The 25,917-nt window shown below is 40.9% G+C and carries 23 protein-coding genes and 2 pseudogenes; 20 read left to right on the top strand and 5 right to left on the bottom strand.

The features are described 5' to 3' along the window. Positions 1-32 precede the first annotated feature (32 nt). The 10 genes from tnpA (at position 33) to NQ489_RS17005 (ending at position 9,834) form a co-directional block, all read left to right on the top strand. Positions 33-446 (top strand): IS66 family insertion sequence element accessory protein TnpA, encoded by a 414-nt coding sequence (gene tnpA, locus NQ489_RS17050; protein ID WP_198013380.1) that lies wholly within the window; start codon positions 33-35, stop codon positions 444-446. Further along, positions 440-784: an IS66 family insertion sequence element accessory protein TnpB gene (tnpB, locus tag NQ489_RS17045; RefSeq protein WP_009246070.1), complete on the top strand. Its 345-nt coding sequence runs from the start codon at positions 440-442 to the stop codon at positions 782-784. Before tnpA ends, tnpB begins: the two co-directional genes overlap by 7 nt. 150 nt (positions 785-934) lie before the next feature. Beyond that, complete coding sequence (locus tag NQ489_RS17040; protein ID WP_021650231.1) at positions 935-2,551, top strand: IS66-like element ISRgn2 family transposase; 1,617 nt, start codon at positions 935-937, stop codon at positions 2,549-2,551. Positions 2,552-2,599: 48 nt separating this feature from the next. After that, positions 2,600-3,241, top strand: a complete 642-nt coding sequence (locus NQ489_RS17035; protein ID WP_021652528.1) for a sensor histidine kinase — start codon at positions 2,600-2,602, stop codon at positions 3,239-3,241. 2 nt (positions 3,242-3,243) lie between these two features. Continuing rightward, complete coding sequence (locus NQ489_RS17030; RefSeq protein WP_021652527.1) at positions 3,244-4,833, top strand: response regulator transcription factor; 1,590 nt, start codon at positions 3,244-3,246, stop codon at positions 4,831-4,833. Positions 4,834-5,038: 205 nt separating this feature from the next. Continuing rightward, positions 5,039-6,337 (top strand): ABC transporter substrate-binding protein, encoded by a 1,299-nt coding sequence (locus NQ489_RS17025; RefSeq protein ID WP_044962128.1) that lies wholly within the window; start codon positions 5,039-5,041, stop codon positions 6,335-6,337. A 2-nt stretch (positions 6,338-6,339) separates the two neighbouring features. Beyond that, on the top strand, positions 6,340-7,221 hold the full coding sequence (locus NQ489_RS17020; RefSeq protein WP_021652525.1) for a carbohydrate ABC transporter permease: 882 nt from the start codon (positions 6,340-6,342) through the stop codon (positions 7,219-7,221). A 13-nt stretch (positions 7,222-7,234) separates the two neighbouring features. Then, positions 7,235-8,086: a carbohydrate ABC transporter permease gene (locus NQ489_RS17015; protein WP_021652524.1), complete on the top strand. Its 852-nt coding sequence runs from the start codon at positions 7,235-7,237 to the stop codon at positions 8,084-8,086. Positions 8,087-8,090: 4 nt separating this feature from the next. After that, positions 8,091-9,173 (top strand): Gfo/Idh/MocA family protein, encoded by a 1,083-nt coding sequence (locus NQ489_RS17010; RefSeq protein WP_021652523.1) that lies wholly within the window; start codon positions 8,091-8,093, stop codon positions 9,171-9,173. A gap of 463 nt (positions 9,174-9,636) precedes the next feature. After that, positions 9,637-9,834 (top strand): ThiF family adenylyltransferase, encoded by a 198-nt coding sequence (locus NQ489_RS17005; RefSeq protein ID WP_227588502.1) that lies wholly within the window; start codon positions 9,637-9,639, stop codon positions 9,832-9,834. A 96-nt stretch (positions 9,835-9,930) separates the two neighbouring features. Here NQ489_RS17005 and NQ489_RS17000 read toward each other — a convergent pair whose 3' ends face one another. The 3 genes from NQ489_RS17000 to NQ489_RS16990 all read right to left on the bottom strand — a co-directional run bounded on the left by NQ489_RS17000 (position 9,931) and on the right by NQ489_RS16990 (position 11,250). Continuing rightward, positions 9,931-10,335, bottom strand: a complete 405-nt coding sequence (locus NQ489_RS17000) for an HI0074 family nucleotidyltransferase substrate-binding subunit (RefSeq protein ID WP_021652518.1) — start codon at positions 10,333-10,335, stop codon at positions 9,931-9,933. Then, positions 10,316-10,597, bottom strand: a complete 282-nt coding sequence (locus NQ489_RS16995) for a nucleotidyltransferase family protein (RefSeq protein ID WP_021652517.1) — start codon at positions 10,595-10,597, stop codon at positions 10,316-10,318. The genes NQ489_RS17000 and NQ489_RS16995 overlap by 20 nt, the downstream gene beginning before the upstream one ends. 137 nt (positions 10,598-10,734) lie before the next feature. Then, the gene (locus tag NQ489_RS16990) at positions 10,735-11,250 is read right to left on the bottom strand and encodes a helix-turn-helix domain-containing protein (protein ID WP_015526458.1); all 516 of its coding nucleotides are present in this window, start codon (positions 11,248-11,250) and stop codon (positions 10,735-10,737) included. A 479-nt stretch (positions 11,251-11,729) separates the two neighbouring features. Between NQ489_RS16990 and NQ489_RS16985 the strand changes: the two are divergent. The 9 genes and pseudogenes from NQ489_RS16985 to NQ489_RS16945 all read left to right on the top strand — a co-directional run. Then, a pseudogene (locus NQ489_RS16985) lies at positions 11,730-12,053 on the top strand (GNAT family N-acetyltransferase); the annotation flags it as partial. A gap of 160 nt (positions 12,054-12,213) precedes the next feature. Then, positions 12,214-13,026: a purine-nucleoside phosphorylase gene (locus NQ489_RS16980; protein ID WP_022427082.1), complete on the top strand. Its 813-nt coding sequence runs from the start codon at positions 12,214-12,216 to the stop codon at positions 13,024-13,026. A gap of 37 nt (positions 13,027-13,063) precedes the next feature. Further along, a complete protein-coding gene (locus tag NQ489_RS16975) occupies positions 13,064-14,254 on the top strand; it encodes a phosphopentomutase (RefSeq protein WP_015526454.1) in 1,191 nt (396 codons plus the stop codon). Positions 14,255-14,266: 12 nt separating this feature from the next. Then, positions 14,267-14,935, top strand: coding sequence for a deoxyribose-phosphate aldolase (deoC, locus tag NQ489_RS16970; RefSeq protein ID WP_021652514.1), 669 nt, complete (start codon positions 14,267-14,269; stop codon positions 14,933-14,935). A 258-nt stretch (positions 14,936-15,193) separates the two neighbouring features. Then, a complete protein-coding gene (locus NQ489_RS16965; protein WP_021652513.1) occupies positions 15,194-15,883 on the top strand; it encodes an MBL fold metallo-hydrolase in 690 nt (229 codons plus the stop codon). 15 nt (positions 15,884-15,898) lie between these two features. Continuing rightward, positions 15,899-18,529 (top strand): SF1B family DNA helicase RecD2, encoded by a 2,631-nt coding sequence (gene recD2, locus NQ489_RS16960; RefSeq protein WP_021652512.1) that lies wholly within the window; start codon positions 15,899-15,901, stop codon positions 18,527-18,529. 266 nt (positions 18,530-18,795) lie between these two features. Further along, positions 18,796-18,930: pseudogene (locus NQ489_RS16955) on the top strand (hypothetical protein); the annotation flags it as partial. Then, complete coding sequence (locus NQ489_RS16950) at positions 18,893-19,990, top strand: RNA-guided endonuclease TnpB family protein (RefSeq protein WP_114002953.1); 1,098 nt, start codon at positions 18,893-18,895, stop codon at positions 19,988-19,990. The pseudogene NQ489_RS16955 and the gene NQ489_RS16950, both read left to right, overlap by 38 nt. 242 nt (positions 19,991-20,232) lie before the next feature. Beyond that, positions 20,233-21,588, top strand: coding sequence for an MATE family efflux transporter (locus NQ489_RS16945; RefSeq protein WP_044961387.1), 1,356 nt, complete (start codon positions 20,233-20,235; stop codon positions 21,586-21,588). 232 nt (positions 21,589-21,820) lie between these two features. On the opposite strand, the gene NQ489_RS16940 is transcribed toward NQ489_RS16945, so the two are convergent. Continuing rightward, the gene (locus NQ489_RS16940; protein WP_021651233.1) at positions 21,821-23,017 is read right to left on the bottom strand and encodes an MFS transporter; all 1,197 of its coding nucleotides are present in this window, start codon (positions 23,015-23,017) and stop codon (positions 21,821-21,823) included. A 307-nt stretch (positions 23,018-23,324) separates the two neighbouring features. Here NQ489_RS16940 and NQ489_RS16935 point away from each other — a divergent pair, with 307 nt between their 5' ends. Next, positions 23,325-24,200, top strand: coding sequence for an AraC family transcriptional regulator (locus NQ489_RS16935; RefSeq protein WP_227945556.1), 876 nt, complete (start codon positions 23,325-23,327; stop codon positions 24,198-24,200). An 82-nt stretch (positions 24,201-24,282) separates the two neighbouring features. On the opposite strand, the gene hcp is transcribed toward NQ489_RS16935, so the two are convergent. Further along, complete coding sequence (gene hcp / locus NQ489_RS16930) at positions 24,283-25,857, bottom strand: hydroxylamine reductase (protein ID WP_021651230.1); 1,575 nt, start codon at positions 25,855-25,857, stop codon at positions 24,283-24,285. Positions 25,858-25,917: the final 60 nt, after the last annotated feature.

Here is a 25,917-nt window from a genome sequence, read left to right as displayed (position 1 = left end):
TTTTACTCTATCCGATTTATGGAGGTGTGCTCATGAGAAGCAAAAGAATACCTGCCGAAGAACAATACCGTCTCATCATGGAATGCCGTCAAAGTGGATTGACCGATCATCAATGGTGTGTGGAACACGACATCAAACCGGGGACTTTTTACAACTGGGTAAAAAGGCTGCGTCAGAAAGGTTGTGTGGATTTGCCAGCGTCAACCGGACGCAGCTATCGTGCACCGGAAAGCCAGGAAGTTGTCAGAATGGATTTTCATGATACTGACCCGCTCCCATATGAACAGCCATTCAATGTGATTCCGGTAGCTACGGAAAGAAATAACCTTTCCGTAGCAGAGCCAATGAAGCTGTCTGTAGGAAGCTTCCATCTAACAATACCAAATGGAACAGATCCTCAGCTTCTGGCTCAAACGCTCCGCATTGTGAAGGAGTTGGAATGTTAGGGGATATCACAGCCGCCGATGAAATCTATATCGTAACAGGCAGAACGGATATGCGGAAATCCATTGACGGGCTGTGTGCTATTGTAGAGGATCAACTCCATATGGATCCAAGGCGAAGTGCCCTGTATCTTTTCTGTGGAAAACGTTGTGACAGGATCAAAGCTTTGCTCTGGGAGTCTGACGGATTTGTGCTGCTGTATAAACGCATGGAAGTCCAGGGCAGGTTCCGCTGGCCCAGAAATCAGCTGGAAGTAAAGCAACTGACCTGGCAGCAATTCGACTGGCTCATGTCCGGGCTTGAAATCGAACAGCCAAAGGCATTCAAACCTACGGAATGATCGCGTAAAACATCTATGCCAACCAACAGAAAGGGAGGGGGTTCTCACCCTATATCATGTCTGAAATCCCTTGTAAATACTGGGTTTTCTGCTTCTTTTTCATTGCTTTTTATGGTATAATAAGAGCAGTGAAAAAGGAGCAGAAAACATATGGCCGGTAATTCAAAAGATTCAAAAATCCTCGCGTACAAGGACCTGATCAACCAACTGAATAAGACGATTTCCACACAGACAGAACTGATCCAGTCTTTACAAAAAACATTGGAAGCAGACCGTCTGGAAAAAGAAAACCTTCGTCAGCAGATTGAATATCTCACGAAGAAGCTTTTTGGTACTTCCAGTGAAAAACGGAAAGATATCGATGGTCAGCTGAATCTTTTTGATGAAGCCGAGCAGGAAGCAGATCCGACATGGAAACAGGAACTTCCTGATGACATCACTGTTCCGGAACATAAGCGAAAAGCACGACGGACACATGCAGATCTCTTTAAAAATGTTCCTTCCTGCGACGAGATCATTTCTCTTCCGGAGGAGGAGCGGAACTGTCCAACCTGCGGAACACAGATGGAATGTATTGGGAAAGAATTCGTCCGCCATGAATTCCGGTTTACCCCTGCCAAAGGGAAAGTAGTAAATATCTATCGTGAAACCTATAAATGCCCGGAATGTGCCATATCAGAGGAACACCCGGATGATCAGACATTTGTCAAAGCGCCTGTCCAGGAACCATTGATCCCAGAAAGTTATGCATCGGAATCCGTTGTAGGATGGGCAATGCACCAGAAGTACCAGAATGGCCTGCCATTAAACCGGCAGGAATCGGAATGGAAGCAGCTGGGTGTCCCATTAAGCCGGGCTACGCTTGCTAACTGGATCATTTACTGTGCCGAGAATTACCTCTGTCATGTTTATGATTATTTTCACCGTCAGTTACGGATGCGTAAATATCTGATGGCAGATGAAACCCGGGTTCAGGTACTGAATGAGCCGGAGCGCAATCCTGAAACAGGTTCCTGGATGTGGCTCTTCCGCAGTGGAGAAGATGGGCTTCCGCCGATCCTGCTCTATCATTACACAGAGACAAGGGCAAAGTTCCATGCAGCATCTTTCTTGCAGGGGTTCAGCGGATATCTGGAGACTGATGGATACCAGGGTTATAACAATCTGCCGGATATCAAACGCTGCTCTTGCTGGGCACATGTGAGACGTTACTTCACAGATGCCATACCGAAAGGGAAAGAGTATGATTACAGCCTTCCGGCAGTGCAGGGAGTACAGTTCTGCTCCAAGCTGTTTGATTGTGAGCGGTACTCAAAAGCAAAAAATCATACTGCGGAGCAGAGAAAACAGTTCCGTCTTGAAAAGGAGAAGCCGATACTGGAGGCATTCTGGAATTGGCTGGATCAACAGCGTCCAAATAAGGGAACCCGTTTGGCGAAAGCGGTGAACTATGCCCAAAATCGGAAAGACACCCTGATGACCTATCTGGAAGACGGTCATTGCAGTTTATCCAATAATCTTAGCGAGAATGCAATCAGACCATTCACTGTTGGCCGGAAAAACTGGCTGTTCAGTGCCAGTCCGAAGGGAGCTGCCTCTAGCGCTATTGTGTATACAATGGTTGAGATGGCAAAAGCGAATGACCTGAATACCTACAAATATCTGACATACCTCTTATCACAGCGGCCAGACGCTAAAATGTCAGATGAACAGCTGGAACAGCTTGCCCCATGGAGCGAGACTGCGAAAGCGAACTGTCAAAACTAAACATAGAGTAAAACGCTTGCATCTATCATTTTGGTGCAAGCGTGATTCATGGGCAGCGTAGCAATATTTTGCGCTTACGATTTAAAAGTGCTTACTGCACAGATAAATCCTCATTTTTTATATAATACATTTGACTCCATAAAAGCGTTGTTTGTTTTGAAACGATATGATGATGCATATGCAATGATAGATGCGCTCTCCAGATTTTATAAAATTAATCTCAGCAAAGGAGATGATTTTATAACAATAGAGAAAAACCTGGTGATGTTAAAAAGCTATATTGATATTCAACAAATGCGTTTTGGTGGAGAGTTTGAATACATATACTCGGTTGATCCGGAAATTATGCAGTGGAAAATTTTGAAATTTGCTTTACAGCCGTTGGTGGAAAACGCAATTAATCATGGCATACATGGGTTTACGACAGAAGGGATTATTAATCTTGATATAGTCCGGACAGGAGAAAAGAGTCTTAAAATCACATTAATGGATAATGGACGCGGAATGTCTAAAGAAGCTCTGAAAAAAGCTATTTCAGGAGAAGAGGGAAGAAATGGCAAATCTTTCGGATTATTTGCAACGCTTCATCGACTTCAGTATTGTTATGGTGATCGAATTTGGTGGAGTATTGAGTCGGAAGAAAATGGTGGTACTACAATTATAATGAAAATTGAAGTGGAGGAGTGTTGAATATGCTAAGGCTGATTATTGTAGATGATGAATATTTACTTAGACAATTAATCAGAAATATAATCGATTGGAAAGCATTAGATATTGAAGTCGTAGGAGAAATGGCATCAGCAGAGCTGGCAATGCGGCAGCTTGAGTCTTTAAAGCCGGATATCATTTTGACGGATATCTGTATGCCAGATATAGATGGTCTGACTTTTGCAGAAAAAATAAAAGGTAGAAATCCAGACACAAAAGTGATCGCAATTACCGGCTATGATAATTTCGAATATGCGAAAAGGGGAATTTGCATAGGGTTGGACGGCTATATTTTAAAGCCGATCAATGAGGAAGAACTTACAGAATGTATTGTTAAGATCAAGAAAAAAATTCTGGAAGAAAACAGAAAGAGAAATGAAATAGAAACTCTTTCGATATTTAAAAGAGAAGCAGAGGAAATCGTTAAAAATTATTATTTGACAAAGCTTCTGGAATCAGATGTGCCGGAAAAAATTGTGAATAGCCAGTTGATGGAGGAATTGGCTTTGGAAACAAGCCCAATGGTATGGATAGTTGTTTTTCAATGGAAAACAAACCTGATTGCCAAAAGGACTGGGAATGAAGAACTTTTAGATTGTGAGATGTGGATTGTCAATTATTGTAAAGAAAAATTAAAAAAAATGGTTTGGGTTCATGGAACGGCTAATAGGTTGATTATTCTTGATCCTGAAAAAGATATCATGCCTGAGACAATATTAAAGCAGCTGCAAGAGGAATGGAAAAAGGAATTTGAGTGTCCGTTGTATTACGGGACAGAGGTTATATATAATCAGGAAAAGAGTATTCATGAGGGCTATATAGAGGCGGTTAATCAATTAAATATCGAATTGGTTAATGGAGAAAATAAACCAGAAGATATATGGAGATGGAAACAGCAAAAAAAAGAAACTAAGCAGTTATGGGATCTCAACGAGTTGAAAAGGCTGCAATATTGTGTTGAGGCAGAGGATTTAGAAGAAGTAGAAAAAGTAATTGATAGTTATTTTCTGAAATGGAAAGATGTTACGTTAGATGATATGGAACTGTTGCAGGTGCAATTATTGAATATCTATTTTTATTTTTACACTTCATTTGGAGATCGTTGCATTGATGCAGTTGCAATGCAATATATGAATTTTTATGAAAATGTAAAACATGCGGAGAATATACTTGAGTTAAAAAATGCATTTTTAATAGGATGTCAGGCACTGCAGGAGATGTTAAGGGGGAGGGAGACAGCGGCAGACAGTTACAAACTCATTTATTCTATGAAACAATACATAAAAGAAAACTTAGATGACCCGGATTTTTCATTAGGCGCATTGGCAAAGGCATATTATATGAATAGCAGCTATTTAAGCCGTTTTTTTAAAGAGAAGGTAAAAAGCTCATTTGTAGAGTATTTGACAGAACAACGTATTGATAAAGCAAAGCAGCTTTTGCAATATGGGAACTTTAAGATTTACGAAGTGGGCGAAAAAGTGGGAATTTATAATGCAAATTATTTTGGGATTTTATTTAAAAAGAAAGTGGGCGTAACGCCAGCTGAGTACAGAAAACAATACGAAAAATAGTGCAAAACAGATACAGGAAATGGAAAAATGGAAAAAATAAAAGGAAAAATAACTAATAAACATAGAATATAAAGCAAAAAAATATCAAAAACAGCTAACAGGTAAAATAAGTGTTGAAAAATGTAAAAAGTGTGAGATTGGAAGAGATAAGCTTTTGTTATAATAAAACCATCAAAAACAAAGGAAAGGAGAAGTTATTATTCATGTGAAGAATAATAACAAAAGGCAAATGAAAAAGCATTTAAAAAAGGCTGCAACAGTATTGGCATGTACGGGAATGGTTGCAGGAGCATTTACAACCACGGCTTTTGCAGAGGATGCAGAGCAGATCACATTAAACGTGTCCCATATCTTCGTGGATCAGACAGATGGGCAGTGCAGAGGATGGTATAAGGCATTGGATGAATATAAGGAATCTCATCCCAATATTACGATTGTAGAAGACACTGCAGACAATGATGCATATAAAACTAAGCTGAAGACGCAGCTTGCAGCAGGTGCAGTTCCAGATGTATTTTATGCTTGGGGAGGTGGCTTTACAAAGCCATTTGTAGAAGCAGGAATGGTAGAAAATCTTGATCCGTACGTGGAAGATGGAACGATTGATCTGGATGCTATGATGCCGGATATTTGTAACAACTTTTATTATGATGGCTCATTGTACGGCCTTCCATTGGATAGCTTCATAGGAGTGCTGATGTGCAATCAGTCTCTGTTTGATGAATATGGTCTTGAAATACCAAAAACAATGGATGATTTATATGCCGTGTCCGCCACCTTTAATGAAAATGGAATTACGCCAATTGCGATGGGGGAAAAAGATAAGTGGCCGGGACTGTTTCCATTTGGTGCATTGGCACTTCGATATGGCGGTGTAGAAAAAACAATAACGATGTTGAATGGCGAAGGAAACTTTGATCAGGAATTTGTGCAGAAAACTGCGGAAGAACTTCAGAAGATGGTTGATGAAGGTGTATTTGCTTCGGACAGTGTTGCTCTTACAGATGATGAGGCAACAGAGGAATTCCGTCAGGGAAGAGCGGCTATGTGGTATAGCGGAAACTGGAAGGTAGATTTACTTTGCGAAGAAGGATCTCCGCTTGAGGGCAAATTAACCATGGTAAACTGGCCGGCAGTTTCTGGTGCAGACGGAGACCAGAATTCATTTGTCGGAGGCGCAAGTGCAACGCTTGTAGCATCAGCGACGAGCGCTCATAAAAAAGAAGCAGTTGAATTTATGACATTTATGAGTGAGCATTTTTCCAATTACGCATATGAAGAAGGAGCGATCCTTCCGACATGGAAATATAGTGGCGATATGGAATTGAAACCATTTCAGCAGACATTACTGGATTTGATGCAGGGTGCAGATGGGTTCTGCCTTGCATGGGATACATTGCTGGATCCGGAAACAGCAGATGTTCATTCTACGTCACTGCAGGGAATTTATGCACAGCAGATGACAGCAGATGATTATGTTGAAGCTATGGCAGCTACGAGGTAAGTATGAATAAGATATTGGGAAATAAAACAGCGATTGCTGCATTTGTGGCACCTTCCCTCATTCTGTTCGGTGGCATTATCTTTTATTCGATTATTATGTCTTTCCGGTATAGTTTGCTTGACTGGAATGGATTTGGAGAAGGAATCTTTGTTGGGTTTTCCAATTACGCGAAAATGTTTCAGGATAAGGTGTTTTTAAGATCCGCTGTTAATTCACTGCTACTCGGATTTGTGACACTGGTTACGCAGCTGCCGCTGGCGCTTTTGCTGGCGTTGCTGCTCACCAGCGGCATTAAGGGAGAAGGATTTTACAGGACAGTGTTTTTTATCCCGATGACATTATCTTCGGTTGTAATTGGACAGCTGTGGTTGAAAATTTATAACCCGAATTATGGAGTACTGAATACTCTGTTGGGAGTATTGGGACTGGAAAGCTTACAAAGAAGCTGGTTAGGTGATGTAAATACAGCTTTATTTAGCGCTTTTGTTCCAATTATATGGCAGAATGTCGGATACCATATGTTGCTGCTTTATACATCTATTAATTCTATATCAAAAGATATATTGGAAGCAGCAAAATTGGATGGAGCAAGTGGAGTTAAGGCAGCGCGGTATATTACGATTCCATTAGTGAAACCAATGCTCAGAACATGTGCGATTTTTGTGGTAATTGGATCTTTAAAGGCGTTTGACATGATTTATGTATTAACAAATGGTGGACCGGCTCATATGACAGAAGTTCCAAGCTCCTTAATGTTTAGCAGTATATTCAATCTTAATAAATATGGCTATGGAAGTGCTATTTCTATATTTATCGTTGTTGAATGTATTGTTATGGCAGTTATTTTGCAGAAAGTATTTCTCGTGAAAGAGGAATCGGCTTGAGGAGGGAAAGAAGATGTATGCCAAACTTCATTCAAGAAAAGGAAATCTTTTAATACGGCTTATCATTACGGCTTTTTTGGTTTTTTGGGCCGCTGTGCAGATTTATCCGCTTATATGGCTTGTTTTCTTTTCCTTCAAAAGCAATGAAGAAATTTTTGGAGGAAATATTGCCGGGCCTCCGCTTGTATGGAAAGTTGAAAATTATAAAAATGCGTTAATGGGTGGAAATGTTTTTCGCTATCTTTTTAATAGCGTTTGGGTGTCTATGGCTGTTGTTATTGTTGCGTGTATTTTAATTGCAACATCGGCATATGCACTAAGCAGAATGAGATGGAAATTAAAGAAAATAGTTTACTGGATTTTTATTTCAGGAATGACAATCCCGCTTCATGCAACACTTCTGCCGTTGTTTTTACTTTTCCGAAAGATGCATATCATTAATAATCCTCTGTCAATTTTGATCCCGTATATTGTATTTGCATTACCGACAGGAATTTTGATTTTGACAAATGCCTATGCGTCTCTTCCTATAGAGATGGAAGAATCAGCCTGTATAGATGGATGCAATATATATCAGTTATTTTGGAAAATTATGTTTCCGCTTGTAAAGCCAACGGTAGCGGCAATTGCGTTATTTACATTCTTATCATCATGGAATGAGCTGATGTTCGCAATGACGTTTATAAGTGAACCCAAGTGGAAGACATTGACGATCGGATTACAGAGTCTTTCAGGAATGTTTTATACGGAATGGGGGCCAATTGGTGCAGGAATGGTAGTAGCAACAGCACCTGTTCTGATTATTTATTTGTTGCTGAACAGACAGGTACAAAATGCGCTTATTATGGGCGCAGTGAAAGGATGAGAACATGAAATTAAGAATAGGAATTATTGGATGTGGAGGAATCGCGACAGGAAAGCATTTATCAGCATTAAAATCAAATGGTGATTTGTGTGAAGTAGTAGCATTTTGTGATGGCATACTTGACAGAGCAAAAAAGGCGGCACAGGAGTATGGAGTAGAAAATGCACAGGTTTGCCAGAATTATAATGAGCTGCTGGCGAATCCGAATGTGGATGTTGTATATGTCTTAACGCCAAACATTAGCCATAGCCCAATTGCAGTAGACGCTTTTCATGCGGGAAAGCATGTGATGTGTGAAAAGCCGATGGCAATTAATACTGCAGAGGCGGAAAAAATGATGACCGCCTGGAAAGAGTCTGGTAAAAAATTTTCTATCGGATACCAGAATCGTTATCGTGCGGATGTCCGTCATCTCCGCAGCGCGTGCCAGAATGGTGATTTGGGTGAGATATACTATGCGAAAGCATATGCAATTCGCAGAAGGGGAGTTCCGACCTGGGGAAGTTTTATACAGGGAAGTCAGCAGGGTGGTGGACCGTTAATTGATATCGGAACACATTCGCTTGATCTTGCGTTGTGGTTGATGGACAACTATGATGTGGAATCTGTGACCGGGACAGTATTTAAAAAACTGGGAAAACTGCCGCAGGCCACAGATGGGAACTTATGGGGAGCATGGGATACATCAAAATATGATGTAGAAGATTCTGCGATTGGTTACATAAAAATGAAAAGTGGAGCACTGGTTGTTCTGGAATCCAGTTGGGCTTTAAATATACTGGAAGCGCGTGAAGCAGAGGTTACACTTTGTGGAACGAAAGCAGGAGCGGAACTTAGAAATCAAAAAGAAGTGATTTATAATCGTGGAAAATACGGTCGGCTGACAGAAGAAGTGCTTACACCGGGAGAGCCACATGACTTTTTTGGAACACGGTATGATGCGCCGTATCTGGAGGCTAAGGAATGGTTGACTGCCATTTTGGAAGACAGGGATCCACTTGTACGACCAGAACAGTCATTGGTTGTGACACAGGTATTGGATGCAATTTATGAATCAGCGGCTAAAAATGAGACCGTGTGGTTTTAATAGTAGTAACAGTTACAACAATTTTTAGATTATGCTACAAAGATATTCAGTTTTTCGATGGATGCGCCCGACAAGTTCTTTACAAAACGGTCGTACTGGTACTTGCAAACAGGGATCAGATGCGATATAACGAGTCGAAATGGGGAACTCAAATGGATGGGCTGAGAGTAGACGTTATAGTCTTGACCTGAAACCTGATTCGGATAACGCCAACGTAGGGAAATACATGTCGGAAATGATTGGATTTTGTGTCCGTGCTCCCTGTTTTTTATGTGAACTGGGGGCACCACTTTTCACAGATGCAGACAGGCGCCGGATGATACAGATATTGTATCGTCCGGTGTTTTTTGTATCATGAAGAAATTTTTTTGAATCACAGGTGTCCTGGAAAGGAGAGCTTGGCTATGGTAAAGATCAACGGAGAAGAAAAACAGCTTGACGGAAGAAATCTTCTCTTTTGCTGGTGGATTTCTACGTGGTGGATGTGACGAATCTGAATCGTCAGATGTATTTTGTTTCACAGCTTGGAAAACCAAAGGCAGAGGCTTTGCCGGAGGTGCTGTATCGGATAAATCCATATCTGGTCTGTGAGTCGAGATGCGAAAAAGTAACGCCTGAAAATGTCAGAGAATTATTTGCGGACTATCCGATCGTATGCTGAATAATTCTTATTTAACTAATATATATTGTTTTATGCGGTCATGGTAAGATATATAATCATGACCGCCAGTTTTAACATTCTTCTACAAAACACAGTTTACTGTTTATAGTATTTCGCAACATCGTTTTTGAATTTTTCAAAAAGAGGATAATAAATATTTATAATATCCTGAAATTTCTCTGCGGCGAAAGTACCATCGTAATCATGAGACAAATGATTTCTGGATTTCAGCATTTGCAGCCAGGTGTCATCATCAATAATACCATTGGTAAATGCCTGCTGCAGAGTTTCGCGTGGAGAGCCAACTGCAAAATCAAGAATTCCCATTTTTTTGATCAGAATATCTTTCATAACTTTCCAGGAGATGTCGAAAGTAAGACTGAAATTGAGAACAGTTCCTTCGAGAACAAAATCGGTCTTGGGGTCGGCTGTTTTGCTTTTTGCAAGATTGGAGAGACTTTTACAGAAAGTGTTATAGAGGTTAATAAATTTGTTTTCCATATTTTTTTATATCCTCCAATAAATACTCATTTTTTATACTGTCAAAGTCAAAAATATCAATTTTCCTTAGCGTTTCAATCTGCAGAAGATCATCTTCTAACTGCATTAGATTATCACAGCCGTATACTACAAAATCAATATCACTGGTGGGGGTCGCAGTGCCTGTGGCGAAGGAACCGAATAAATCAAGGCGCTTTACATTATTTTTTTTGCAAATCATGGTTACTTTTTCGATGATTTCGGAAATTGGCATTACGTTCATGATCCACTCATGTCCTCCTTTACTTGGAAAATTCTGATAAAAATATGATAGCAGTTTCTATAGATTAATTCAACTTTAAAGACACTGACTGCGGTTGGTGTTATTCTATAGTCGTAATCCTTTCGTGGCGTTATGGATTATTTTAATTTTTCTTTTTCGGCATTTAAGAGTTCAAGATTGAGCCCTTGTTCTCCAGCTGTTTTATCTACCCAAAGATTCAAAGAGTCTATGGCTAAAGAAATTTCATCAAGTTTTTTACTGATATAAGCAAAATCTTTCATTTCATCATCACTGATCTTACCGTCACGGGCAATTTGGATCAGACGACCGGTAAGAGGATTGATTTCATTTAAACTGGCAATTGTCTCCAAAATGATATTTGACAGATCGGTCATTTCTATTTCTGGAACATAACGATAGCCGATTTCGCATTTGTGAGAGCAATAATAATTGCAAAGATCTGGTCTTTTATAGGCATCTGCCATCTGGAGGATATCATAAGGCGTAGGTTCTTGTGTTTCATATTCAAATTTTTCAATTTTTGAATCAGAGACAGCATCCATTTTTTCACTGGCTTCTGCTCTTGTAAGTCCTGCCGCTTCTCGGCAAAGCTGGTAAATTGTTTTGTTTTCCCTGGTGGATTGTTTACCCATGAGAATTTCCTCCTCGTATATCGCTAAACTCGCGGATTATTTATGTTCCAGGCCGCATGCTGAGCGTGTATTTCTTATATTAATTTTATTATACATAAATTATGAATTAACAACAAGTAATAGACTTTGTAAAATTACCTATTTTATAAAGCATTTCACGGGAATTTTTTACAATTAAATAATCCATTCCAAGGAAAAGCCAGCCCAGCTATTCATTGGAAAGACCATAGAAAAGACAGGTTCAGATACACTGATTAACCTCAGTATGTCCGGAACTGTTTTTTTGTTGCTATCGTTACTTTCGGGTGTCTTTGCCACGCTTGCTTCCTGGAGATTTCAATGACAAACCCTCTCCCATAAGGTATAATAAAGCAGAGTATTCAGCCGGATGCTTTTGAGGATGATCTGATTTTCAAATGGGATTCTCAGATTGGGAAAGGCCTGGATAGTTCTTATATGAAGGATGTACTTGAAGCACAAGTAATTATGAATTAGTGAAAGAAATGATGTTACAGGCGGAAGTCTATGTGTATGAAGATGATAAAATGATTCAGGGGTTTGTCGGATTAAGTAACGAATACATGGAAGGTATTTTTGTTTCTGATGAAATGCAGTCATGTGGTATAGGTAAGCTTTTATTAGACTATATCAAGAATAAAAAAGTTAGATTGCGATTAAACGTATACCAGAAGAATGCCAGAGCCCTCTCTTTTTATCAAAGAGAAGGGTTCGATATTCAATGTGAAGGATTCGATGATGCTACTGGTGAAAAAGAATACACAATGTTGTGGCAACAGAAATAGAAAGCGGATTTTTGGGGAGGATTTTATATGGAGTTTAACAATAAGGTAGTGATTGTGACGGGAGGCGCGCAGGGCATTGGAAAGACCATTGCAGAGGAATTGCCTTTATGAAAAAAGCATAAATATAATGACAACACCCAAAAGAAAGGAAGAAGTAATCATGTATAAAAAATTAATGACATGCCTGGAAAGCGTAAGAAAGAAAATTGATTTCAAACCAGAAGTTGCACTGATCCTTGGATCCGGACTTGGAGATTTTGCAGATGGAATTCAGATTGAACAGACCATCGACTATACGGACATCGAGGGATTTCCGGTTTCTACTGTAAAAGGACATAAGGGACGTTTTGTGTTTGGGTATGTGGAGAAAACACCGGTTGTAATCATGCAGGGACGTGTTCATTATTATGAAGGATACGCAATGTCAGATGTTGTTCTTCCAACGCGTCTTATGGGAATGCTCGGTGCGAAAAAAATCCTTCTCACTAATGCAGCAGGAGGAGCTAATCCTTCCTATAAACCGGGAGATTTCATGATGATCACAGATCACATTACAACGGGAGTTCCAAGCCCTCTGATAGGACCGAACATGGATGAGCTGGGAACCAGATTTCCGGATATGAGTGAGGTATACAGCCGCCGTCTTCAGGATGTGATCCGCAAATGTGCAAAAGAATGTGACATCAAACTTCAGGAAGGTGTTTATGTACAGTTTACAGGACCAAATTATGAGACTCCTGCAGAAGTAAGACTTGCACAGAGATGGGGTGGAGATGCAGTTGGAATGAGCACCGCATGCGAAGCTATGGCTGCCCGGCACATGGGAATGGAAATCTGTGGAATTTCCTGCATCACAAATATGGCAGCAGGAATTTCCCAAAAAGAGCTTAACCATAAAGAAGTGCAGGAAACAGCAGACCGCGTAGCGAAATCCTTCAAGGAATTAGTAACAAAAGTTGTTGTAAATATGTAAGATCCATAAGTAAGACATCAGAAAGGAGACAAAAATTATGAAGAAATATAAGAGAATATTTACTATTGTAATAGACTCCTTTGGGGCAGGAGAAATGCCGGACGCAGCCCAGTACGGGGATGAAGGAACAGATACTATGGGACATATTTCCCAGAATGTAGATGAATTTACGATTCCAAACCTTCAGAAGCTTGGAATTGCAAATCTTCATCCGTTGAAACAGGTTGCAGCAGTGGAGCGACCAATGGGTTATTATACATTTTTAAAAGAAGCCAGTACCGGAAAAGATACTATGACAGGACACTGGGAAATGATGGGGCTTCACATCACAAAACCGTTTAAGACTTTTACAGAGACCGGATTTCCAAAAGAGCTGATTGATGAGCTTGAGAAGAGAACGGGACATAAAGTAATTGGAAACAAGAGCTCCAGCGGAACAGAGATCCTGGATGAACTGGCTGAGGAAGAAATCGCTACCGGTCATATGATCGTTTACACATCTGCTGATTCTGTATTGCAGATCTGCGGAAATGAGGAGACTTTCGGACTGGATGAATTGTATCGCTGCTGTGAGATCGCTCGTGATATCACCATGAGGGATGAGTGGAAAGTCGGACGTGTTATTGCAAGACCTTACCTTGGCAAGAAAAAAGGTGAGTTCAAACGTACCAGCAACCGCCATGATTATGCACTGAAGCCTTACGGAAAAACTGCGCTTAATGCATTGAAGGATGCAGGTTATGATGTGATCTCCGTTGGAAAGATTTTTGATATTTTTGACGGCGAGGGACTGACAGAGTCTAATAAGTCAAAAAGCTCTGTTCATGGAATGGAGCAGACAATTGACATTGCGAAAAGAGAGTTTGAGGGGCTTTGTTTTGTAAATCTTGTAGATTTCGATGCTCTTTGGGGACATCGACGCAATGTAAAGGGATATGCAGAGGAACTTGAAAGATTTGATGTAAAACTTGGTGAACTTCTTGATGAGCTTCGTGAGGATGACCTTCTGATCATTACAGCTGACCACGGAAATGATCCGACGCATACAGGAACTGATCACACAAGAGAAAAAGTACCATTTTTTGCTTATTCCCCATCTATGGAGGGATACGGAAAACTGGAAGATCAGAATACTTTTGCAGTAATCGGTGCAACGATCGCAGATAATTTTGAAGTTAAGATGCCGGAGGGAACAATTGGAAGTTCTCTTCTGGATGAACTGAAGTAAAAGGAACGTAAAATGGATAAAAAAGATATATTAAAAAAGGTGGATCACACATTACTTGGACAGACTGCAACATGGGATGATATTCGAGGAATCCTGGATGATGCCATGAAATATGAGGCTGCATCTGCATGTATTCCGGCTGCTTACGTAAAACAGGCAGCGGAATATGTAGCGGGAAAACTTCCGATTTGTACAGTGATCGGTTTTCCGAACGGATATAATACAACTGCTGTAAAGGTATTTGAGACGAAAGATGCCATTGCAAATGGTGCTTCAGAAATCGATATGGTTATTAACATCGGATTTTTAAAGGATGGAAGATATGAGGAAGTAGAGAATGAGATTCGTGCGATCCATGAAGCTTGTGATGGAAGAATCCTCAAAGTTATCATTGAGACATGTCTTCTTACCGAAGAAGAGAAAATTAAAATGTGTGAGATCGTTACAAATGCAGGAGCAGAATTTATCAAAACTTCTACCGGATTTTCTACAGCGGGAGCAACTTTTGCAGATGTAGAGCTGATGAAGAAATATATTGGAAAAAATGTAAAAGTTAAGGCAGCAGGTGGAATTTCATCCTTCGATGATGCAGAAAAATTTATCAGTCTTGGCGCAGAGCGTCTTGGAACAAGCCGTCTTATTAAGATCCTGAAAAATACGGACACTGGTGCAGGATATTAACACTGTGAAAGAGGACTGTCAAAGACAGGATTATACATAAATTATGAACTAACAACAAGTAATAGAATTTGTAAAAGTATCATTTCACATTTTTCTACCAGCTGTGGATAAAGGATGGACGGAATCTAAAAAATACGATAAAATCTGCATTAGAAATGCTGTTGTCGTGAAATTTACAAACGCTCGAAAAAGGAAAAATAAACATGGCAAAGAAAGATTTGCTATCCGGTACCGGCGTTAATTTATATAGGTGATATTATGAAAATTACTTACATTAACCACAGTGGATTTTTGGTTGAGACCAGAGACTGCTACTATATTTTTGATTATTACAAGGGTGAATTACCGAATCTTGACAAGGAGAAAGAAGTGATCGTTTTTTGCAGTCACTTCCATAAGGATCATTTTAACCCACAAATTTTTGGGATCCTTGATGATATGGGAATGACTTATCAGGCAATCCTGGCGAATGATATACGAAAAAGGAATCATTTGTCGGATATGAAGATCACATATGTTTATCATGATCAAGCTTATAGTTTGGATAATGAAACCAAAGTTGATACATTGCTATCTAACGATAGTGGTGTCGCATTTATTGTCAAAACAAAGGAAGGTACCATTTATCATGCCGGTGATTTAAACGACTGGTATTGGGATGGTGGGTCGAAAGCTGATAACCAGAGACTTACTTCAGCATATCGCGCGGCGATCAGGAAAATCAAGGGTATGCATTTTGACGCTGCATTTGTTCCTTTGGATCCGAGACAGGGAGATCACTATGCTGACGGGATCCTGTATTTCCTTAAAAATGTAGATTGCAATGTCATTTTTCCAATGCATTACTGGAATGATGCCAATGTAATTAAGCGGTTTATTACTGAATATCCGCAATATAAGTCACGCATTAGAAACACAGAATGTACAAAAGGAGAAGAAATTTCATGAGAGAAGGAGACGGGCATGGAGCACTTACGTTGTGTAGTTGAGAGAATTACATATCAGAATGCCGACAATGGCTACACGGTTCTGAAATGTGCGGTGAAGAATTACAGTGATCTTGTCACAGTAGTTGGCACGATGCCGGATACCCATGTTGGTTCTGTGCTGTCTCTGGAAGGTATGTGGAAGATGGATGCCAAATATGGGCGGCAGTTTTTGGTGGAGAAATTTGAAGAGACACTTCCTGCCACAGTATATGGAATCGAAAAATATCTTGGTTCCGGTCTGGTGAAGGGCGTTGGTCCAAAGTTTGCAAAAAGAATTGTGGAAAAATTCGGGAAGGATACACTGGATGTTATTGAAGAGACACCAGATGAACTGCTCAAAGTATCAGGTATAGGAAAAGTACGTGTAGACCGGATCAAAACAAGCTGGCAGGAGCAGAAAGAGATCAAGAATATCATGCTTTTTCTGCAGAGTCATGAGGTCAGCACCTCTCATGCGACAAAGATTTTCAAGACGTATGGAAGTGAGAGCATTGCAATCGTAAAGGAGAACCCATACCGGCTTGCAGATGACATCTGGGGAATTGGATTTAAGACAGCGGATTCCATTGCACAGAAGATGGGGATTGACAAAGGCAAATTTGTCCGTCTGCGCAGTGGTATTTTTTATACATTGAATAAGCTGGCAGAAGCAGGTCATTGTTATACAACAAGAGAACAGCTGACTGGAAGGGCAAAGGAACTTCTGGAAGTGGAAGAACCGGAGCTGGAGATCACCTTGGATGAGATGATCCGCACGAATGATGTGATCAGAGATGAAGCAGAAGATCGGGAAGCAATCTATCTGCCCCCATATTATTTTTCAGAAAGTGGCTGTGCAAAGCGGCTGCTTCGGTTGATGTCCTGTGGAAAGAAGAAATCTGAGGATACGGAAGAAATATTGGAGAAAGTAGCAGCTTCATCAGAAATTACTTATGACGAGATTCAGTGGCAGGCGGTAAAGACAGCAGTTTCTTCTAAGGTCATGGTGCTGACCGGTGGACCTGGAACCGGAAAGACTACAACAACTCTGGGAATTATTTCTGCATATAAGCAGGCTGGATGTCAGATCATTCTTGCTGCACCGACTGGAAGAGCAGCAAAGAGAATGTCAGAAGCAACTGGAATGGAAGCAAAAACGATTCACCGGTTATTGGAATATAAACCTCCGGAAGGCTATCAGAAAAATGAAGAGCATCCGCTGGAAGGAGATGTGCTGATACTGGATGAATGTTCCATGATCGATATTATGCTGATGTATAATCTTTTAAAAGCATTGCCGCAGCAGATGTCTCTGATTCTGGTAGGCGACATTGATCAGCTGCCAAGTGTCGGAGCGGGCAATGTTCTCAGAGATATCATTGATTCCGGATGTGTTCCGGTAGTTCGTCTGACACGGATTTTCCGTCAGGCACAGGGAAGTCGGATCATCATGAATGCACACCGGATCAATAAAGGGGAAGGCATTGATATGAGAGGCGGGAAAGATGCCGACTTTTTCTTTGCCACCAAAGAGAGTAATCAGGAAGTGGTGGATACTATCGTCCAATATTGTAAGACGAACCTGCCGAGATACTACCATGTAGATCCACTGCAGGATATTCAGGTGCTGACTCCGATGCAGAGAGGCGAATGTGGGGCAGTAAATCTGAACCAGGTGCTGCAGGAAGCCATGAATCCGTCAAAGATCTTTCTGCGGAGAGGCGGCACACAGTACCGGCTGAAGGATAAGGTGATGCAGATCCGGAATGATTACGATAAGGAAGTATTTAACGGAGATATTGGGACTGTCACAAAAGTTGACGTGGAAGAACGGGAACTGACAGTTCTGTTTGATGAACGGAAAGTAGTCTATGATGTGACAGAGCTGGACGAACTGGCGCTTGCCTATGCAGTGACGATCCACAAATCCCAGGGAAGCGAATATCCAATCGTTGTCATGCCATTTACCATGAGTCATTTTGTCATGCTGCAGAGAAATCTCCTTTATACGGGTGTGACCAGGGCGAAAAAGATCCTGGTACTTGTCGGAGAGAAGAAAGCTGTGTATTATGCGATAAAAAATGAAACGACAACTGGCAGAAATACATGTCTGGCAAGACGTCTGCAGCCGGACAGCAAAGAAGCACAGGAAGTGAAGGCACAGCTTTTGAAAGAAGCAGTAGACGAGACCGCAAATGAGAACGGAAGTGACAGTAAGAAGATGATCGTCTATAAGGGCAGCATCCAGCCTTCTATGGTATGTGAGACACCGGCAGTTTATGAGGGAAATCTCTGGAAACGTCTGTCGCAGTCAAAGTTCAGAAGCAGTTTTTCCCTGAAGGCAAACGATCGGAGTTATGTATCAGAAAAGGGAATGGAGAAAGTACGTGAGCATGCCTGTGATTTTATCAGAAAGCGTCTTGCACCGGCAGAAATACCAAATGATGGAAAACAGACACCGATGAGAGGGCATCCGGTTTTTGTAGCCCAGCATGCCACAGCTACCTGTTGCAGGGGATGTCTGGAAAAATGGCATCATATTCCGAAAGGACGGGAATTGACAGAAGCGGAGCAGGAATATATTGTAAATGTGATCATGGAATGGATCGGTCGGGAAATTCATTGAGAGAATGTCTCAGCTTTGGGGCCTGATTTCTATAGCCGCAACCCTTTAATATCTTTAACAAATGTAGCAAGAATTCTCCCACCTCTTCAGGTGGTGAGATGAATTGCACATCTGAGCATATCTGCTCAAAAAAAATCTCTATAGTATAAAAGAAACACTCGTTCTCCCTTCCCTGATGTAGTATACTGAAAAAGAACAATTAGTTCATAAATACATATCCGTCGATATAAGAAAAAAGATGATAAATATAATGGAGTTAGACCATGAAAGATGCATTCTGGGGTCAGATATTCTGTCTGCTCAGTGCAGGCGGAGCAACGATTGAAACGATACGGCAGTATATAGAAAGCCAGGGTGAGAAGAATGAACCGCGCCGTAAAAATAAGGATCTATCCAAATAAAGAGCAGAGAGTTCAGATAGAGCAAACAATCGGCTGCAGCCGCTTTATCTATAACCAGATGCTTGCAGATAAGATCAGCTATTACCAGAAAGAAAAAAAGATGCTCCGGAACACACCGGCCGGATATAAAAAGGAATATCCATGGCTGAAGGAGGTGGATTCCCTTGCCCTGGCGAATGCGCAGCTGCATCTGGAAAGTGCGTTCCGGAAGTTTTTTCGGGAACCAGCCTGCGGATTTCCACGTTATAAATCAAAGAAGCATGCAAGAAATTCATATACGACCAATGCACTAAACGGAAATATCCTTTTGCAGGATACCCATCTGAAGCTTCCAAAGATGTCCGTCATAAGGATAAAACTTCACCGTCAGATTCCATCAGACTGGAAACTGAAGTCTGTAACTGTGAGCCGTGAGCCATCCGGGAAATATTTTGCCAGCCTTTTGTTCTGCTGTGAGAACCAAACAGTGGAAAAAAGACCGGCAGAGAGATTTCTTGGGATCGATTTTGCCATGCAGGGAATGTGTGTATTTTCTACAGGAGAAAGAGCCGGGTACCCTATGTTTTACAGAAAAGCAGAGAAAAAACTTGCAAGAGAACAGAGAAAGCTCTCCCACTGTGAAAAAGAAAGCCGGAACTATCAGAAACAGAAAAAAAGGGTAGCTTTATGTCATGAAAAGATAAAGAACCAGAGAAAAGATTTCCAGCATAAGCTCAGCAGGGAGCTTGCGGAAAGATATGATGCAGTATGTGTGGAAGATCTGAATATGAAGGGAATGTCCGGAGGGCTGCACCTTGGGAAAGGTGTGCAGGATAACGGGTACGGGCAGTTTTTGTTCATGCTGGGATACAAGCTGGAAGAATGCGGAAAACATCTTATAAAAGTAGACCGTTATTTTGCATCCAGCAAGATCTGCAGTGTATGCGGACATAAGAAAAAGGAACTGGCATTGTCGGATAGAATGTATGTTTGTGAATGTGGAAATAGGATGGACCGGGATGTGAATGCAGCAGTCAACATCCGTGAAGAAGGAAAAAGAATCTATAAAGAATGTGCCTGACGGCACAAGAAAAAAATCCGTAACCGGATAAACATAAAAAACAAAACCGCGGGACACGCGGGGATAGCCTGTTTTAGCTTTGCCCTAAAGGGTAATCGAGCAGGAAGCCCCCACTTCAAAATCGTAAGATTTAAGTGGTGGGAGCATGTCACTACGTGATAAGATCGTATTGCAGCTGCAGCTGATAACGCCGGGCAGTGTAGCAATAAGTGAAATTATGAAACCTGTGGAGGAATATGATAATGTCAAAAGATGAATATTTGATCACAGATGCGCCTCTTAAAGCGCTGACGGTTTTTGCAATGCCAATGATTTTGGGCAGCTTTTTTCAGCAAATATACAATATGGCTGACTCTATCATCGTCGGCCAATTTGTTGGTTCCTCCGCACTTGCAGCTGTCGGGGCCTGTGCAGCGCTGACCAATGTTTTTATTTGTGTGGCACTGGGGGCAGGTGTCGGTGCCGGTGTGCTGGTGAGCCGCTATTTCGGTGCCAGGGAGTATGGAAAAATGAAGACCATCGTGTCAACATCCTTGTTTAGCTTTTTAATTCTAAGTATAGTCCTTGGGGTTTTTGGATTTTGCTTTTCCCACTGGATGATGAGTGTGTTACAAACCCCTGGCGATATACTGGATGATGCAGTGTTATATCTGCGGGTCTATTTTGTGGGATTTCCGTTTCTGTTTATGTATAACATTCTTTCCAATATGTTTACTTCCATAGGCGAATCAAAAATCCCGCTGGGGCTCCTGATATTTTCGTCAATCTTAAATATTTTTATGGATCTCTGGATGGTGGCCGGACTTGGTCTCGGTGTGTTTGGTGCAGCCCTTGCGACTCTTATAGCACAGGGAATTTCTGCGGTGTTTTCACTTTTGCTTTTCCTTAGCCGGATGCGTCGATATAAAAGTCGTTTTGACTGGTTTGACAGGCAGGAGTTACATTCCATGCTTCAAATTGCTGTACCTTCGGTTCTTCAGCAGTCTACAGTGTCCATTGGTATGATGATCGTACAGGCTGTTGTAAATCCCTTCGGTACACAGGCACTTGCGGGGTATGCGGCGACGATGCGGGTAGAGAATGTTTTTTCATTGATTTTTGTATCCATTGGCAATGCGGTTTCCCCATATGTTTCCCAGAATCTTGGCGCAAAGAAAATTGAACGGATCAAAAAAGGATATCACGCTGCACTGGTGTTAGATGTATGTTTTGCAGTTCTTGCTTTTATAGTCATTGAAACACTGCACACGCAGATTTCCTCGCTATTCCTTGGTAAAGATGGAACTGCCCTGGCCTATCAGGTATCCGAGGGTTATATGAGATGGCTTGGTTACTTCTTCATCTTTATGGGAATCAAAATGGCAACCGATGGGGTTCTTCGTGGTCTTGGGATCATGCGCCCGTTCCTCATTGCAAATATGGTGAACCTGGCGATCCGCCTGTCTGTTGCTTTGATCTGTGCACCGCGTTTTGGCATTGTATTTGTCTGGCTTGCTGTACCAGCCGGTTGGTTTGCAAACTTTTTAATATCCTATGTGGATCTTCGGAGATCATGGCCGACTGATAGCAGCACGGAAGAAGGGGATTACAGTTTGTAATATCCTGGCATACAGCACAGAACGTGTGGCACGTACTGCGATCATGATGATATTAAATCTGAGTTTTGCAATGCGGGTACAGATGAAGATGCTGGCATGCGGAAATCATGACAATTTTACCAGAAATCTTCAGGTTCCGCTCAATGCTGTATCAGGTCTATAGTATCTGGCAACAAGTGATGATACAGCTTCCGGGTTTGCAGAGTGAAAAAATATAATTACAATCAATAAGTCAGTGCTTTGATATCTTCTTCCGATACAGCAGGAATAACATAAACAATAGAATTACTGGAAAAATAAGTCCGAATCCCATGCCAATCTTAATATTATTTCCAGCATTCTGAGTGATACGACCAACAATTCCAGGTCCAATGCTGCCACCTAAATCTCCTGCCATGGCAAGAAGAGAGAACATAGCCGTTCCACCTGTTGGAAAAGTTTTTGAGGAAATACTGATGGTTCCAGGCCACATGATTCCAACTGAAAATCCACATGCAATACAACCGATCAGTCCGATGATCGGGTTGGATGACAAAGCAGTAAGCAGATAACAGACAACGCATAATATGCCTGAACCACTCATAAACTTCATTAAATCTAACTGCTCTCCATATTTACCAAAAATTATACGGCTGATTCCCATTGTTACTGCAAACATACATGGACCTGTTAGATCTCCCAGAGCTTTTGATAATCCCAGAGCTGATTCTGCATAAGCAGATGCCCATTGAGCCATTGCAAGTTCAGAAGCTCCGGAACAGATCATCAGACATATTGCAACCCAGAAAAATGGCTTGGAAAACAGATCCTTAATTTCCATTCCAGAACCATTGTCAACCAGAGATTCAATGGGACAGGTCATGAAGTTATAAGTATTAATTGCAGGAATGATTGCCCATATTACGGCGAGCCACTTCCAACTGTCTATTCCAAATATCAGGAAAAATAAGCTGGAAATCAAAATTGTCCCAACAGCTCCCCAACAGTAAAACGAATGGAGCAGACTCATAGTTGCTTCTTTGTTTTCAAACGGACAGGCCTCGATAATAGGACTGCAAAGTACTTCTATTAAACCGCTTCCGATGGCATAAACAATAACACTACATATAATTCCAATAAAAGGATCAGGTAAAAAATCAGGTAAAAATGCCAGTCCAAGCAGACCCAATGCAGCAAATATTTCTGATGCAACAATGCACACACGATATCCGATATGATCTACGAATTTGGCACAGAACAGATCAACCAGAAGCTGTGTGAAAAAGAAGAAAGTGGATATCAGAGCAATGTTACCGAGAGAAATATGGTAGTCACTGTGAAATTTCAAAAAAAGAAGCGGTGCGAAGTTTGCCGCAATAGCCTGTGTGATAAATCCCATATAACAGGCTATTTTTGTCTTATGGTAGTTAGTTTTTTTTACAGCATTCATTTTTTATTTTCCTCTCCGAATGTTTTTAACAGTTTTATGTTCAATCTTCACATTCATCAATACTTTCACAAAAAAGTCTGTTCTGGGTGGTGCGGTTATTTCAATTTTGTCGCCCTCAATGTTGATCTCACTTTCATTCATCCATTTAAAAATCATAAGAATACCTCTTTTCTTTTTTTACTTGATTATATAGCAAATATCAGATATATACATTGAATTAAATTGTAGAAATACTGTATAATATCGTAAAAAAGAAAGAACGTGATATGGGATGGATTATAATAAAATACTTACAGATGAGGAGTTCATGGAAATTAAACAGCATGGAAGCAGTGATTATCCATTCCAGTATTATTATGATAATCTGGAATTGTTTGATTTTCATTGTATTGAGTGGCACTGGCACAGAGAATTTGAGTTTTTATATGTCGAGTCCGGACAAGTTACATGCGGAATAGGAGAAAAACAGATTATATTGTCAGAAGGAGAAGCAATTTTTATTAATTCTAAAATATTGCACCGCTTTTACGCATCATCAGGTGGTATCATTCCTAACTTTGTATGTATGCCGGAATTTATTGCGCCGGAGAACAGCCTGATCTATAAGAAATATATCTTGCCAATCATTTCATCGAATATATATTTCCAGCGTTTTCAGCCTGATGAACTATGGCAAACAAAGATCATACAAACTATGATAAAAATAATGGAAATACAGAGGAATGAGAAAATAAAAGAGCTTGCTACTTTGGCATTGCTGCAGGATTTATGGCTGACTTTTTATGAAAATGTAAAGTTATCTGATAAAGGAGATGTACAGACAGTGGATGAAGTTGCACAGAAAAGAGTGCAGTTGATCATGCAATATATACATGAAAACTATAATCGCAATTTGTCTCTGGATGAAATTGCTTCGCATATAGGAATCAGCAAAAGTACTGCACTTAATTTGTTCCACCGTTTTTTACATACTACACCGGTTAATTATCTGATAGGATATCGACTTCAGGCAGCTTCCTGGTTATTGAAAAATACGAATAAAAAAGTAAAAACGATCGCTTATGAAAGCGGATTTCATAACGTTGATTATTTTTGCAGATTGTTTAAAAAACGTTATCATTTAACTCCATCAGAATATCGCTGCACATGTTTAAAAGTGTTGTCGGCTGATCCGAGTCTTTAGACCTGTAAATAAAGCCGATGCAGGACTTTTGGAATCCTGTATCGGCTTTGTTGATTTTGTAAAGGCTTTGAAAAATTTACTTTTACTGGTTCATCAGTGCTTTGATATCTTCTTCCGGTGTGGTGATAGGTGCAATGCCATAATTTTCAATCAGAAAGTTCAGAATATTAGGAGAAAGGAACGCCGGAAGAGAAGGACCAAGACGGATATTTTTGATACCCAGATGCAGGAGGGTTAACAGGATGCAGACTGCTTTCTGTTCATACCAGGAGAGTACGAAGGAAAGCGGAAGCTCATTTACAGAACATCCAAATGCATCTGCAAGTGCCACAGCAACCTGGATCGCACCATAAGCATCATTACACTGACCCATATCCATCAGTCGTGGAAGACCACCGATCTCTCCCAGATCGAGATCATTGAAACGGAATTTTCCACATGCCAGGGTGAGAACGATACTGTCAGAAGGTGTCTGCTTTACAAATTCCGTATAATAGTTTCGACCTGGCTTGGCACCATCACAGCCGGCAACCAGGAAGAAATGGCGGATCGCACCTGATTTTACAGCCTCTACTACAGTACCTGCATGGGACAGGATGGCTGCATGACCAAAACCGGTTGTCACTTTTTTTCCGCCGTTGATACCGGAGAACATACGATCTTCTTTGTAACCGCCCAGCTCCAGTGCTTTTTCAATAAGTGGTGTGAAGTCTTTCTTCTCGTCAATATGGACAGCTCCCGGGAAGGCAACCACTTCTGTTGTAAATACTCTGTCAGCGTAGCTGCTTTTTGGAGGCATCAGACAGTTGGTAGTGTAGAGGATAGGGGCCGGAAGATGGTCAAATTCTTTCTGCTGATTCTGCCATGCAGTTCCGAAATTGCCTTTCAGGTGAGCGTATTTCTTTAAGAATGGATAGGCATGGGCAGGGAGCATTTCACCATGTGTATAGATATTGATTCCTTTTCCCTCAGTCTGTTCAAGCAAAAGCTGCAGATCTTTCAGGTCATGTCCGGTCACGACAATAAAAGGCCCTTTTTCTACTGTAAGTGTAACATCAGTTGGCTCTGGTGTTCCATAGGTTTCTGTATTTGCCTTATCAAGAAGTGCCATGCACTTCAGATTGATCTCTCCTGTTTTGAGTACTGTGGAAAGCAGTGCTTCTGTGCTTTCTTCATAACCGATCTTAGATAATGCCTCGCAGAAGAACTGATTCACTTCGGCATCTTCATAATTCAGAACATTTGCATGATAGGCATAGGCAGCCATTCCGCGGATACCAAAGAGAATAAGAGATTTCAAGGAGCGGATATCTTCATTGGCATTCCACAGCTGCTGAAGATCATATTCCTTTGTTCTGCAGTCAGGAGCCAGTCTTTCTTTTTCAGCTCTGACTTTTTGTATCATGTTTTCGATTGCTGCATTGTCAAAACTTACATTTGTAACTGTAGTAAACAGTCCTTCGATTATGATCTGTCCGGTTCTTTTTGAAATAGTTTCCGTGCTGTCGGCAGCTTTAGCCAGACTGATCAACGCACCTGTCAGTTCATCCTGTAATTTCGCTGTATCTGCTTTTTTTCCACAGACACCGGCATTTCCGGTGCAGCCGGTACACCCGACAGTCTGTTCACACTGAAAACAAAACATTTTTTTATCCATTATTGTATTCTCCTTTTATTCTGTGATTTTTTCGAAGGATCTTTCTTATTATTTTATCCT

Source organism: Blautia sp. KLE_1732_HM_1032 (genome assembly GCF_025147905.1).
GTDB lineage: Bacteria > Bacillota > Clostridia > Lachnospirales > Lachnospiraceae > Blautia_A > Blautia_A fusiformis.
The sequence above is the reverse complement of the archived record's forward strand: the minus strand, read 5'-3'. Positions and strand labels throughout refer to the sequence as shown.